Origin of the sequence: Ferrovibrio sp., from assembly GCF_017994015.1 — a bacterium.
GTDB lineage: Bacteria > Pseudomonadota > Alphaproteobacteria > Ferrovibrionales > Ferrovibrionaceae > Ferrovibrio.
Genome location: NZ_JAGOLP010000002.1, coordinates 133953 through 146103, shown reverse-complemented (window position 1 = coordinate 146103; position 12151 = coordinate 133953). Strand labels below are relative to the sequence as shown.

Here is a 12151-nt window from a genome sequence, read left to right as displayed (position 1 = left end):
GCTTTCGCGGGCATGACGACTTTCTGGGCGGTGCGGGGGATGTAGGGGCTGGGGCGCCCAGCCCTCACGTCGAATGCATAAAATCCTGCGCGATCATGCTGCCCAGTTCGATATTCTGGTCGATCGCCTCGGTGAGATATTCGTGCAGGCCCTTGGCCACGATCTCGTCGATACTGCCATAACGCAGCTTCATCAACAGGCGCTCAGCCAGCCGCACTGATTCATAGTCGCGCCGGTAATGCTGGCGCAGATGCTGCATGATCTCGACAATCTCGGCGAAGCAGTTATGCAGGCTGCGCGGCATGTCATCACGCAGGATCAGCAATTCCGCCACGCGCAGCGGCGTGATGCTGTCGCGGTAGATCTGCCGGTAGATGCGGAAGGACGAGACCGAGCGCAACAGCGCGCCCCATTGATAATAATCCACGGCGCCGCCAACATCGCGCGGGCTGGGCAGCAGGATATGGTATTTCACATCCAGGATGCGCGCGGTGGAATCGGCGCGTTCAATCAGCGTGCCAAGCCGCATGAAACGATAGGCATCGCCACGCTGCATGGTGCCTTCCGCCACACCGCGAAACAGATGCGAGCGATCCCGCACCCAATCAAAAAAGCCGCGCAGGCCATCGGCTTCCACCTTGTCGAGCGTCAGGGTGCGCATTTCCAGCCAGGCGGCGTTGATGCTTTCCCAGGCTTCGTTGGTGATCTGCGCCCGCATGGCGCGGGCATTTTCGCGCGCGCCCTTGAGGCAGGCGGCGATGGAGGAGGGATTATCCGGCGCGAAGGCGAGGAAATCGATCACCGAGCGCGGCGTGGCGCTGCCGCCGCGCAGCGCAAACGGCTTGTCGGCGCCGGCAATGATCAAGGCTGCATCCCACTGATTCATGCCGGTATCGGCACCCATCAGCGACATGCGATGTGTCACATCCAGCATGCGCGCCATATTCTCGGCGCGTTCCACATAACGCATCATCCAGTAGAGATTATCGGCGGCGCGGCTGAGCATTTCAGGCGCCTCCCGCCGACTGCGACTGGCCCGCCTGGGACTGACTCTGTGACTGACTCTGGGATTGCGACTGGCTCTGCGACTGGCTCTGGCCCTCGGCCATATCCTCTTCCGGCATCTTTTCGCCGGGCAAGGGTTCCAGCACCCAGGTATCCTTGGTGCCGCCGCCCTGGCTGGAATTCACCACCAGCGAGCCTTCGCGCAGGGCCACGCGGGTGAGGCCGCCCGGCACGATGCGGGTGGTGTTGCCTGAGAGCACAAAGGGCCGCAGGTCAACATGGCGCGGCGCCAGGCCCTGCTCAACAAAGGTGGGGCAGGTGGAAAGTGCCAAAGTCGGCTGCGCGATATAGGCTTCCGGCTTGGCGATGATCTTGGCGCGGAAAGCCTCGATCTCGGCCTTGCTGGCACGCGGCCCGACCAGCATGCCGTAGCCGCCCGAGCCATGCACTTCCTTCACCACCAGCTCCGCCAGATGCTCCAGGGTATATTTCAGATCATCCGGCCGGCGCAGGATATGGGTGGGCACATTGGCCAGCAAAGGTTCTTCGCCGAGATAGAACCGCACCATGTCGGGCACATAGGGATAGACCGACTTGTCATCCGCCACGCCGGTGCCGACTGCGTTGGTGATGGTGATATTGCCGGCCTTGTAGGCGGCGAACAGGCCCGGCACGCCGATCATCGAATCCTTGCGGAAAGCCTGCGGGTCGAGGAAGGCATCATCCAGCCGGCGGTAGATCACATCCACCCGCTTCAGCCCGCCGACCATGCGCATGTAGACGATGCGATCCTTCACCACCAGGTCGGAGCCTTCCACCAGCTCGATGCCCATCTGCTCGGCCAGGAAAACATGCTCAAAATAGGCCGAGTTGTAGACGCCCGGTGTCAGCAGCGCGACGGTGGGTTCTTCATTGCAGTTCGGCGGCGCTGCCTCGCGCAGGGTTTGCAGCAAGGCATCGGCATAATGGCCAACCGGCGCCACCCGCACCTGGCCGAATAGATCCGGGAATAGCCGCATCATGGCTTCGCGGTTTTCCAGCATGTAGCTGACCCCGCTGGGCGTGCGGGCATTATCCTCCAGCACAAAAAAATCATTCTCGGCCGTGCGCACCACATCGATGCCGGCGATATGGGTGTAGATGCCATGTGGCACGCGGAAGCCGGCCATGGCGGTGGTGAATTGCTCATTGCCCAGGATCAGGTCGGCCGGAATCTTGCCGCCGCGGATGATCTCCTGGTCATGGTAGATATCGTGCAGGAAGGCATTCAATGCCTTGACCCGCTGCTCCAGGCCACGCTTGAGGCGCGCCCATTCCGAGGCGGCCAGGATACGCGGCACAATATCAAAGGGGATCAGGCGTTCGGTGTCGCCGCCCTCGCCATAAACGGCGAAGGTGATGCCGAGGCGGCGGAACAGCGTGTCGGCTTCGTGGCGGCGCTTCGCCGGCATGTCCGCCGGGGCGTTTTTCAGCCACTTGGCATAACCCTGGTAGGGAAGGCGCACGCCACCCGCGGCGTCGGTCATTTCATCGAAGGCGGGCATCGCATTCCCCTGAAGATCTTTGCTCTGCAATTCGACTATGACTGGTAATCACACACTGAGAGTAGGGGATTGGCTAGGCGGCGGGAAGAGAAAAGATGCAGCCCGGGCAAACGGGTGGGTGTGTCGGCCCGGGCTGCAAGTATGCGCGTCTTACTGCACCGTCTCGCCGTGCAGATTGAGATCGAGGCCGTCACGTTCGGTGGCCTCGTCGACACGCAGACCGATGGTCCAGTCAACGATCTTGAGGATGATCAGGGTGACCACAGCGGTGAACACGATGGTGATCAGCACACCGTAGATCTGGGTCAGCACCTGGCCGCCATTGCCGTCCAGCAGGCCGAGCGGGGCATCCTTGCCGGCAATCGCCGCCTTGGCGAACACACCGGTGAGGATGGCGCCGACGATGCCGCCAACACCATGGACACCGAAGGCATCCAGGCTGTCGTCATAACCAAGCGCATTCTTGATGCTGGTGGCAGAGACAAAGCAGACCACGCCGGAGATCAGGCCGATGATGAGCGAACCCATCGGATCGACAAAACCGGCAGCCGGGGTGATGGCAACCAGGCCGGCAACGGCGCCGGAGATGATGCCGAGCACGCTGGGCTTGCCACGGGCAATCCACTCGGCAAACATCCAGGCCAGGGCCGCAGCGGCGGTGGCGATCTGGGTCACCAGCATGGCCATGCCGGCATTGACATTGGCACCGGCGGCAGAGCCGGCATTGAAGCCGAACCAGCCGACCCACAGCAGGCTGGCGCCGATGATCGACAGCGTCAGGTTATGCGGCGCATGGCTGGACTTGCCATAGCCCATGCGCTTGCCGATGACGATGCAGGCCACCAGGCCGGCGATACCGGCATTGATATGCACCACGGTGCCGCCGGCAAAGTCGAGCACGCCCATCTCGCCCATCAGACCGCCGCCCCACACCATATGGGCCACCGGCGCATAGACGAAGATCAGCCACAGGCCGATGAACCACAGCATGGCCGAGAATTTCATGCGGTCGGCAAAGGCGCCGGTGATCAGCGCCGGGGTGATGATGGCGAAGGTGAGCTGGAAGGTCAGGAACACCGATTCCGGGATGGTCTTGGCCAGATCGTTCACGCTGTCGATGGCAATGCCGGACAGGAACAGGTTGCCGAAGCCGCCGATGATCGCGTTGCCCGGCGAGAAGGCCAGGCTGTAGCCGATGATCATCCACAGCACCGTCACCAGGCAGGTGATGGCGAAGGACTGCATCATGATGGTGAGCACGTTCATCTTGCGGACCATGCCGCCGTAGAACAGGGCCAGGCCCGGGATGGTCATCATCAGCACCAGCACGGTGGAGGTGAGCATCCAGGCGGTGTCGCCGGTATCAAACTTCGGCGCTTCATCGGCGGCGAAGGCATGGAACGGCAACAGCGCCAGCATTGCTGCCAGCGCAAGCATCAGCCAGCCGAGTTGGCGGCCGTAAGTCTGGGAAACGGCGGGCATCGCCGAAACGGAAAGACGTGGCATTGTCGATAACCTCCTGCTTGGTGACCCGCACCACCTGCCGATCGCCGCCCGTCGCACTTTGTCCGGACCGGCTGACCCACCCTGGTGCGCGCCTCGGAATATGGGTTTACAAGAACCGTGCCACTGCTCTGCGGTGCAACAAATCGGGATTCCATATCGATTCGTGGGCGAATCCACAGCGAATCGCGCCGGCTTTTTATCCACCGCCTATATATGATGCATAATTATACAGCATCTTCTGCCCAATTGCTCACTAAATAGGCTGCATTATGGCGATTGTTTGGCGCTGCCTGTCTTGGAGTCGGCCAATACAATGTCGGCTGGCTGACCGCCGATGCTCCACAAGCCTGGCGGGATGTGACAAAAAACCCGCTTTGGTCAATGATCGGGTCAATCGGGCAGGGACGGGGGTGCAATAGCAGATGAATCAGGTCGCCACCGAATTGCGCAGCCTGCTGGGCGGGCCGGCGCCCTGGGGCATCCTGTCTGACTGGCAGAGCAGCGGCCGGCTGGCGCGCGACCTGCCCGAAATTGCGGCGTTGTTCGGCGTGCCGCAAAACCCGCTGCATCATCCCGAGATTGATACCGGCCGGCATAGCCTGCTGGTGCTGCGCCAGGCCTGCGGCCTGAGCGCCGACCCGGCCCTGCGTTATGCCGCCCTGGTGCATGATCTGGGCAAGGCCCTCACCCCGCCGGCTGAATGGCCGCGCCATCTCGGCCATGAGGAAAGCGGCCTGGCGCCGATTAGCGCGCTGGGCGCCCGGCTCAACCTGCCGGCAGACTGGACCGACCTGGCACTGGCGGCCTGCCGCTGGCATCTGCTGGTGCACAAGGCGGCTGAATTGCGCCCGGCCACCGTGCACGATCTGCTGGCAGCATTAAGCCATGACTGGCAGGACGAAGCCCGGCTGGAAAAGCTTTTGCTGGTCTGCCAGGCCGATGCACGCGGCCGGCTTGGCCTGGAGCAACGACCCTATCCGCAAGCCGATCTGCTGCGCCGGCTGTATGTTGTGGCTGCGCCGGCAGGCGGCGGCAACACGCCGGCACAAAGCCGTGAACGCCGCATCGCCGCCATCCGCACAACCGCCAAGGCAATGACACAATGACAGATGCAGACATGCCCCGCCGTATCGAGGCCGAGCTGGCCGGGCTGGAAAACCAGCATGGCATCCGCATCCTGTTTGCCATTGAATCCGGCAGCCGGGCCTGGGGTTTCCCCTCGCCCGACAGCGATTATGATGTGCGCTTTGTCTATGCCCGGCCGGTGGCGGATTACCTGCGCCTGGAGCCGCTGCGCGATGTGGTGGAACGGCCGGTCGATCCGGTGCTGGATATCAATGGCTGGGATATTGCCAAGGCGCTCAAACTGCTGGCGCGCGGCAATCCCACTTTGCTGGAATGGGTGGTGTCGCCGATTGTCTATCGCTGCGACGGCATCACCCGCGCCAACCTGCTTCGCCTGAGCGATCACACCAATTGGGGCCGCGCCGCTGGTTATCATTACCACCAGCTTGCCGAACGCCAGGCGGCGCGGCATTTCGACGGCAAGGCCACCGTAAAACTTAAGACCTATTTCTATGTGCTGCGGCCGCTGCTCAATCTGCGTTTCCTGCGGCGCAATCCGGGCAGCGCGTTGCCGATGCATCTGGCCGGCCTGGTGGCCGGCTGCGCCCTGCCCGGCGCGGCGGCCGAGGCGCTGGAGGATTTGCGCCGGCTGAAGGCCACCACCGTCGAACTCGGCAGTGGCCCGCGCTGGCCGCTACTGGATGCCTTCATCCAGGCCGAGCTGGCCGAGCCGATGCCCATGATTGCGGATAACCACAGCCCCGATATGGCGGCCCGGCTTGATGCCGAATTCCACCGCGCCATCGGCTTCACTCCGCAGGCCGGCTCCTGATGCCGTTCATCGCGACCGTGGATTGAGGCCAATCAGAGCCGGGTGTTTTGGCTGGTAGCCTTCCGGCAGACCCTCCACCGGCATATGCCGGCTGATGAGCCACAGGATGTCATCCACATCCAGAGCCAGTGATGTGCCGCCGGTTTGTGACAGGCCGACGCGGCGCTGCCAGGATTCGGCGCGTGATAGCCAGCCGCTTTTCGGCAGCCATTGTTTGTCTGCCATGGTGCCGAGCCAGTCGTCGAGCCGGTCGCGCTCCAGCCGCACCGCCGGGCGCAGGAACCAGTTCGACTTGCCGCGCCGGGCGCGGATATAGGTCCAGGGAATGGTGCCGATGCCGAGCCAGTGATCCATCAGGCCCTCGCGGGACAAAACCAACGCCGGCCCGGCATGCTGCATCCGCTTGAAAACCCGCATCGCCCGATAGGCACCGACAAACAGAAAGAACACCGCAGCAACGAAGGCGGCAAAGCCAGCGATAGCCGGCCGGCCCCGCTGGAACTTGAAGATGAACAACATCACATAGCCGGCAGCGTATAGCAGCGGCGGAGCGGCGGTGGTCAGCAATAGCCAACCACCGAATTCCCAATGCAGTTTATTTGACGAATCGTAAATCCGTACAACGCCGCTTGCGGCATCAACCTCGATATCCGGCCGGCCCCGCATTATCTGCGGCTGAGTTTTTTCGCCAGATCGTCGAGCTGTTCAAGGCGGCGGTAATTCAGGATCAGGCGGCCGCTTTCGCCATCCTCGCCCACCTCCACCTCCACCACCAGGCCCAGCGCCTGGCTCAGGCTGCGCTCGAAGGCCAGGGTGTCGGCATCCTTTTTCCTCGGCGCCACAGCAACAGCGGGATTGGTATTACCGCCCGGCTTCGGCGCCTTGCCGGCGGTGTCGCCGCCTTGCAGCGCCTTGCTGACCTTGGCCATGTTTTCCGCCTGGCGCGCGGTGAGTTTGCCCTCGGCGATCTGGCGCGCCAGCTCGGCGGCCTGCGGATGGCCGATCAGCGGCCGCGCCTGGCCGGCGGTCAATGTGCCATCGATCAGCAACTGCACCACGCTTTCGGGCAGCTGCAACAGCCGCAGGGTATTGGCGACATGGCTGCGGCTTTTGCCGATGGCTTCGGCGATGCTTTCCGGCGTGTAGGCGAATTCATCGGTCAGGCGGCGATAAGCCTGGGCCTCTTCCAGCGGGTTGAGGTCTTCACGCTGCACATTCTCGATGATGCCGATTTCAAGCGCCTGGCGGTCGTCGATCTCCTTCACCACCGCCGGCAGATGATGCAACCGCGCCATCTGCGAGGCGCGCCAGCGCCGTTCGCCGGCGATGATCTCATACATGCCGGCTTTGGCCAGCGAACGCCGCACCACCAGGGGCTGCAACACGCCGCGTTCCTTGATCGAGGCGGCCAGCGCGGCAATCGCCGTGGCGTCAAAAGTCTTGCGCGGCTGATACGGGTTCGGCATCAGCTGCTCTATCGGCAATTCGCGCAGGCCGCCGCGCGACCCCGCCTCGCCTGCCGCCGTGCCGCCGCCGCCATCGCCCATCAGCGCCGCAAGGCCGCGGCCCAGGCCACGCTTGGCCGGCATCTCGCCCAGCCGCTTCTTCGGATCGTCGATCATGATTGAGACTCGCTTTCAGCAGCAGCGATCAAGGCATCAGCATCAGCCTCGAATAGCGCGCAGGTTTCGCGGAACAGCAATTCAGCTTCGGCCATGATGGCCGGCAGCTTAGCCAGATCGGGGGCATGCAGTTCGCCGTAATCAGCCCAGCTTTTGAAGCCAAAGGCCCGAGCCGGCAGGTTCAGCAGCGCAGCAGAGAAATCGCCACGCTCGGCCGCAAGTTCACTGAAGGCGCGATGCGTGCCGGTATGGGTTTTGGTGAATTTGAAGGTCAGTTCGACAATATACGCCCGGGCAGTATGCAACGAGACAAAGTAAGCCTCACGCCCCGCCAACCGCATCATGCGGATATCGATCATGCTTTTGCCATCGGCCAGTGAGCGCGCCGCCAGCGTCAGTAGATGCGCCGCTTCCGGTTTCACAATACGCGCCCTTCGCGGCGGATATTTTCCAGCAGCATGGTACTGCGCTGGTCCTGTTCGGCGGCGTCGAAAACCACGAATTGCGCCACCCGGCCGCCACTGCGGAACAACAGGGATGTGCTCAAATCGGCAAGCAGAAAAGCCGGGTCGTCCAGCGCGGCGCGTTCATGCAGAAACACGGCAACATCATAATCTGATTCCGGCTGGGCATCGCCACGGGCGCGTGAGCCGAACAGGGTTACCTTGGCAAGCCGGGCGCCAAAAAGTTCGACCAGGGCGACGCGCAATGCGGCCAGATATTGTGCTTCACTCCATGGCTTGGCCCTGTTGTACTGGCCCAGCGGCGGCAGCCGCCGATCCCAGGGAAAAGCCGAATCGAACTGAGGCATGGCAGTTCACGCCGCGTCGCGCAAAGCCTGTTCGCGGCGGATCACTTCGCGCGCCAGGCTCATATAGGCGGTGCTGCCAGGGCAGCGGAAATCATAGATCAGCGCCGGCACGCCGAAGCTGGGCGCTTCCGACATGCGCACATTGCGCGGGATCATGGTGTCATACACCTTGTCGCCAAGGAAACCGCGCACATCGGCGGCAACCTGTTCGGAGAGATTGTTGCGCTTGTCGAACATGGTCAGCACCACGCCCTGCACTTCCAGCGCCGGATTGAGCGAGCCGCGCACACGCTCGACGGTGCGCAGCAACTGGCTCAAACCTTCGAGCGCAAAGAATTCGCATTGCAGCGGCACCAGCACGGCATCGGCCGCTGCCATGGCATTCACCGTCAGCAGGGTCAGCGAGGGCGGGCAATCAATCAGGATATGGTCAAAATCCAGCGCATCATGCGCAGCATCAAAGGCATCGGCCAGGCGATGCTGGCGCCGCTCCATGTCGATCAGTTCCAGTTCGGCGCCTGAAAGGTCCACCGTGGCCGGCACCAGGAACAGGTTCGGCACGCTGGTGCGGTGGATGGTCTCCTGCAAGGTCGCCTCGCCCATCAGCAGCTGATAGGTGCCGGCGCCACGATCCTCATGGCCGATGCCCAGGCCGGTGGAAGCGTTGCCCTGCGGATCGCTATCCACCAGCAGCACACGCTCGCCCACCGCCGCCAGGGCCGTGGCCAGATTGATCGCCGTGGTGGTCTTGCCCACACCGCCCTTCTGATTGGCCACCGCAAGAATACGCGGCTGGCGCTGCGGCATCGCGGCGCTGGATAGGATTTCGGGGGGTTGTTCTTGTTCCGTGCTCATTTTGCTTCGAGGCCCATGATCCGGATGATGCGCGCCGCCTGGTCGGTCTGGCTCGGCAGGCTGTCGAGCCGCTGCATTGTCCAGGATTTGCCGGCAAGCGTCAATTCATCCTCTGCCTGACGGCCCTTGGGAAACAGCAGCATTGTGTCGGTATCAGCGAAACGCGCCGACCAGGCCAGCAATTCAGCCAGCGGCGCCAAAGCGCGGGCCGAGATCACCGCCACGCGCGGCAACAGGGTTTCGCGTGAAACCGCCTCGATACGCTGGCTCAGAACCGTTACCGGCACATCCATCGCCCGCGCCGTCTCACGCAGGAACACCGCCTTGCGGGTATCACTTTCCACCAGCACAAAAGCCCGCCCCGGCAGCATCGCCGCCAGCACCAGGCCGGGAAAGCCGCCGCCCGCGCCGAGATCGAGCCAGATGCCGGGCTGACCGGCCACAGGTTCGGCCAGCGGCAATAGCTGCGCGCTATCAAGGAAATGCCGACGCCACAAATCCGGCAGAGTGTTGGGCGCCACCAGATTGATCGCCTTCTGCCATTTCACCAATTGGGCGGCATAGATTTGCAGCCGCGCCAGTGCCGCAGCATCGCAGCCGGTGGCCTGCTGGAATTCATGCGGGGTCATGCTGCCGCCTGGTTACGTCTGCACGGGATCGCCGGGTCAAGCCCGGCGATGACGCGGGTATATACTGTCATCGCCACCGCCGCCCGTGTTTCACGTGAAACGCCGGTTTGGGCCGGCAAGCCGATGCCGCTACAGGATTTTTGCCCCGGCACATGAAACAGCAGTTCAGGCAGCATTCGGACGCCGCGCCCGGCGCTTTACATGGCCCAGCAGGGCAATCAGCGCCGCCGGGGTAACGCCGGAAATCCGCCCGGCCTGGCCCAACGTGGCCGGTCGGGCCTGTTTCAGCTTCAGCCGCACCTCAGCGGACAGGCCGCCAACGGCGTCGTAATCCAGGTTTTCCGGCAGGGCCAGGCTTTCATCCTTGCGGAAAGCCAGGATATCAGCCTCCTGGCGCTCCATATAACCGGCATAGCGGGCATCTATCTCGATCTGCTCCACAATCGCCGGCGCCAGATTGCCCAATTCGGGCCAGATCAACGCCAGACGCGGCATGTCGATGCCGGGATAACCGAGCAGATTCATCACCGAACGCGGCTGACCATCCTGGTTCACCGCGATGCCGTCGCGCGCCAGGGCGGCCGGGCTTTTACTCAGGCCATGCGCCAGGCGGCGGGCTTCGGCCAGGACTTCCGCCTTGGCGGTGAAAACCTGCTGGCGCGGGCTGGCGATACAGCCGATGGCCAGACCCAGCGGGGTCAGACGCTGATCGGCATTATCGGCGCGCAAGCTGAGGCGATATTCCGCCCGGCTGGTGAACATGCGATAGGGTTCGCGGGTGCCTAATGTCACCAGATCGTCGATCAGCACGCCGATATAGGCGTCGGCGCGGTCAAGGATGAAGGGTTCCTCCGCGCCGCCTGCTGCCAGGGCCGCATTCAGCCCGGCAATCAGCCCCTGGGCCGCTGCTTCCTCATAGCCGGTGGTGCCATTGATCTGGCCGGCGAAATACAGCCCCTTCTGGCGCTTGGTTTCCAGGCTGGGCAGCAATTCACGTGGATCAACGAAGTCATATTCGATGGCATAGCCCGGCCGCAGCATCACCGCCCGTTCCAGGCCGGGGATGGTTTTCAGCAGATCAAGCTGCACATCGCGCGGCAGCGAGGTGGAAATACCGTTCGGATAGATGGTCGGATCGTCCAGCCCTTCCGGTTCCAGGAAGATCTGGTGCCGCTGTTTCTCGTGAAACCGCACCACCTTGTCCTCGATCGAGGGGCAATAACGCGGCCCGGTGCCTTCGATCTGGCCGGAATACATCGGCGCCCGGTGCAGATTGGCGCGGATCAGGTCGTGGCCGGCCTCGGAGGTATAGGTGATGCCGCATTCGATCTGCGGCACGGTGATCCGGTCGGTCAGAAAGCTGAACGGGATCGGCGGATCGTCGGCGGCCTGCATCTCCAGGCCGGACCAGTCAATACTGCGGCCATCCAGGCGCGGCGGCGTGCCGGTCTTGAGCCGGCCGAGCGGAAAGCCCAGCCGCGCCAGGGTTTTTGACAGGCCCAGAGCCGGCGCCTCCCCTACCCGCCCGGCCGGAATCTTCTCCTCGCCGATATGGATCAGGCCGGAGAGAAATGTGCCGGTGGTCAGGATCACCCGGGGCGCGGCGATGAAGTCGCCATTTCCCGTGAAAACCCCCTTCAGTTCGCCATCTTCGATGCAAAGGTCTTCCACCGCCCCGGCGCGGCAATCCAGGTTGGGCTGTTCGGCCAGAATGGCCTGCATCGCCTGGCGATAGAGTTTGCGGTCGGCCTGGCTGCGCGGGCCACGCACTGCCGGGCCTTTGGAACGGTTGAGCATGCGGAACTGGATGCCGGCACGATCCGCCGCCCGCGCCATCACGCCATCCAGCGCGTCGATCTCGCGCACCAGATGGCCCTTGGCCAGACCGCCGATGGCCGGGTTGCACGACATCTCGCCGATGGTTTCCAGCTTGTGGGTCAGCAGCAGGGTGCGGGCGCCAAGCCGCGCCGAGGCCGCCGCCGCTTCGCAGCCGGCATGGCCGCCACCGATTACGATCACATTATAGCTATGCTTCATGGCGCCGGGTTCTACCCCCAGGCAACAGCGGCGTCAAAAGGATTCATCCACAGACGTGGCACAGCCCGGGAGTAACCAGCCTTTCTGTTTCACGTGAAACAGTAACCGGCAAATCCTGACTTCTGTTTCACGTGAAACAGAGGCTGTGAATAACTATGCCAGGCCGGCTTTGTTTCACGTGAAACACATAAAAGTACATTTAGTGAACACTTAGGTATTATCCCGCGATTTAGTATTACTTCCGT

13 protein-coding genes are annotated in these 12151 nt (G+C 63.1%); 2 read left to right on the top strand and 11 right to left on the bottom strand.

Annotated elements, in window-relative coordinates:
* Positions 1-64: 64 nt before the first annotated feature.
* The 3 genes from KBB36_RS02440 to KBB36_RS02430 all read right to left on the bottom strand — a co-directional run bounded on the left by KBB36_RS02440 (position 65) and on the right by KBB36_RS02430 (position 3968).
* The gene (locus tag KBB36_RS02440) at positions 65-1006 is read right to left on the bottom strand and encodes an alpha-E domain-containing protein (RefSeq protein ID WP_290976348.1); all 942 of its coding nucleotides are present in this window, start codon (positions 1004-1006) and stop codon (positions 65-67) included.
* A gap of 1 nt (position 1007) precedes the next feature.
* Entirely contained in the window at positions 1008-2549 is a 1542-nt protein-coding gene (locus tag KBB36_RS02435; RefSeq protein WP_290976345.1) for a circularly permuted type 2 ATP-grasp protein, read from the bottom strand.
* 150 nt (positions 2550-2699) lie between these two features.
* Positions 2700-3968 (bottom strand): ammonium transporter, encoded by a 1269-nt coding sequence (locus tag KBB36_RS02430; RefSeq protein WP_290976592.1) that lies wholly within the window; start codon positions 3966-3968, stop codon positions 2700-2702.
* A gap of 509 nt (positions 3969-4477) precedes the next feature.
* Between KBB36_RS02430 and KBB36_RS02425 the strand changes: the two genes are divergently transcribed.
* Together KBB36_RS02425 and KBB36_RS02420 are read left to right on the top strand one after the other, a co-directional pair.
* Complete coding sequence (locus tag KBB36_RS02425) at positions 4478-5161, top strand: HD domain-containing protein (RefSeq protein WP_290976342.1); 684 nt, start codon at positions 4478-4480, stop codon at positions 5159-5161.
* An 11-nt stretch (positions 5162-5172) separates the two neighbouring features.
* The gene (locus KBB36_RS02420; protein WP_290976340.1) at positions 5173-5952 is read left to right on the top strand and encodes a nucleotidyltransferase domain-containing protein; all 780 of its coding nucleotides are present in this window, start codon (positions 5173-5175) and stop codon (positions 5950-5952) included.
* Between the two features lie 6 nt (positions 5953-5958).
* Here KBB36_RS02420 and KBB36_RS02415 read toward each other — a convergent pair whose 3' ends face one another.
* Genes KBB36_RS02415 through mnmG form a run of 8 tightly spaced genes read right to left on the bottom strand, consistent with a single transcriptional unit; the run spans position 5959 to position 11906 of the window.
* Positions 5959-6618: a hypothetical protein gene (locus tag KBB36_RS02415; protein WP_290976337.1), complete on the bottom strand. Its 660-nt coding sequence runs from the start codon at positions 6616-6618 to the stop codon at positions 5959-5961.
* A complete protein-coding gene (locus KBB36_RS02410; RefSeq protein ID WP_290976334.1) occupies positions 6618-7574 on the bottom strand; it encodes a ParB/RepB/Spo0J family partition protein in 957 nt (318 codons plus the stop codon). The genes KBB36_RS02415 and KBB36_RS02410 overlap by 1 nt, the downstream gene beginning before the upstream one ends.
* Complete coding sequence (locus tag KBB36_RS02405; RefSeq protein WP_290976331.1) at positions 7571-7996, bottom strand: hypothetical protein; 426 nt, start codon at positions 7994-7996, stop codon at positions 7571-7573. The genes KBB36_RS02410 and KBB36_RS02405 overlap by 4 nt, the downstream gene beginning before the upstream one ends.
* Positions 7993-8385 carry a nucleotidyltransferase family protein gene (locus KBB36_RS02400; RefSeq protein WP_290976328.1) on the bottom strand — a complete coding sequence of 131 codons (393 nt, stop codon included), beginning with the start codon at positions 8383-8385 and terminating at the stop codon, positions 7993-7995. Before KBB36_RS02400 ends, KBB36_RS02405 begins: the two co-directional genes overlap by 4 nt.
* Positions 8386-8391: 6 nt before the next feature.
* Positions 8392-9192 carry a ParA family protein gene (locus tag KBB36_RS02395; RefSeq protein WP_290976589.1) on the bottom strand — a complete coding sequence of 267 codons (801 nt, stop codon included), beginning with the start codon at positions 9190-9192 and terminating at the stop codon, positions 8392-8394.
* 44 nt (positions 9193-9236) lie between these two features.
* Entirely contained in the window at positions 9237-9869 is a 633-nt protein-coding gene (gene rsmG, locus KBB36_RS02390; RefSeq protein ID WP_290976325.1) for a 16S rRNA (guanine(527)-N(7))-methyltransferase RsmG, read from the bottom strand.
* The gene (locus KBB36_RS02385; RefSeq protein ID WP_290976322.1) at positions 9866-10045 is read right to left on the bottom strand and encodes a hypothetical protein; all 180 of its coding nucleotides are present in this window, start codon (positions 10043-10045) and stop codon (positions 9866-9868) included. Before KBB36_RS02385 ends, rsmG begins: the two co-directional genes overlap by 4 nt.
* Positions 10035-11906: a tRNA uridine-5-carboxymethylaminomethyl(34) synthesis enzyme MnmG gene (mnmG, locus tag KBB36_RS02380; protein WP_290976319.1), complete on the bottom strand. Its 1872-nt coding sequence runs from the start codon at positions 11904-11906 to the stop codon at positions 10035-10037. Before mnmG ends, KBB36_RS02385 begins: the two co-directional genes overlap by 11 nt.
* Positions 11907-12151 lie beyond the last annotated feature (245 nt).

Excerpts from the sequence above, each read along its gene's own strand:
- KBB36_RS02400 (WP_290976328.1), bottom strand. The coding sequence starts at position 8,385 with ATGCCTCAGTTCGATTCGGCTTTTCCCTGGGATCGGCGGCTGCCGCCG.
- rsmG (WP_290976325.1), bottom strand. The coding sequence starts at position 9,869 with ATGACCCCGCATGAATTCCAGCAGGCCACCGGCTGCGATGCTGCGGCA.
- KBB36_RS02420 (WP_290976340.1), top strand. The coding sequence starts at position 5,173 with ATGCCCCGCCGTATCGAGGCCGAGCTGGCCGGGCTGGAAAACCAGCAT.
- KBB36_RS02410 (WP_290976334.1), bottom strand. The coding sequence starts at position 7,574 with ATGATCGACGATCCGAAGAAGCGGCTGGGCGAGATGCCGGCCAAGCGT.
- KBB36_RS02425 (WP_290976342.1), top strand. The coding sequence starts at position 4,478 with ATGAATCAGGTCGCCACCGAATTGCGCAGCCTGCTGGGCGGGCCGGCG.
- KBB36_RS02430 (WP_290976592.1), bottom strand. The coding sequence starts at position 3,968 with ATGCTGGCGCTGTTGCCGTTCCATGCCTTCGCCGCCGATGAAGCGCCG.
- KBB36_RS02435 (WP_290976345.1), bottom strand. The coding sequence starts at position 2,549 with ATGCCCGCCTTCGATGAAATGACCGACGCCGCGGGTGGCGTGCGCCTT.
- KBB36_RS02385 (WP_290976322.1), bottom strand. The coding sequence starts at position 10,045 with ATGCTGCCTGAACTGCTGTTTCATGTGCCGGGGCAAAAATCCTGTAGC.
- KBB36_RS02415 (WP_290976337.1), bottom strand. The coding sequence starts at position 6,618 with ATGCGGGGCCGGCCGGATATCGAGGTTGATGCCGCAAGCGGCGTTGTA.
- mnmG (WP_290976319.1), bottom strand. The coding sequence starts at position 11,906 with ATGAAGCATAGCTATAATGTGATCGTAATCGGTGGCGGCCATGCCGGC.
- KBB36_RS02395 (WP_290976589.1), bottom strand. The coding sequence starts at position 9,192 with ATGCCGCAGCGCCAGCCGCGTATTCTTGCGGTGGCCAATCAGAAGGGC.
- KBB36_RS02440 (WP_290976348.1), bottom strand. The coding sequence starts at position 1,006 with ATGCTCAGCCGCGCCGCCGATAATCTCTACTGGATGATGCGTTATGTG.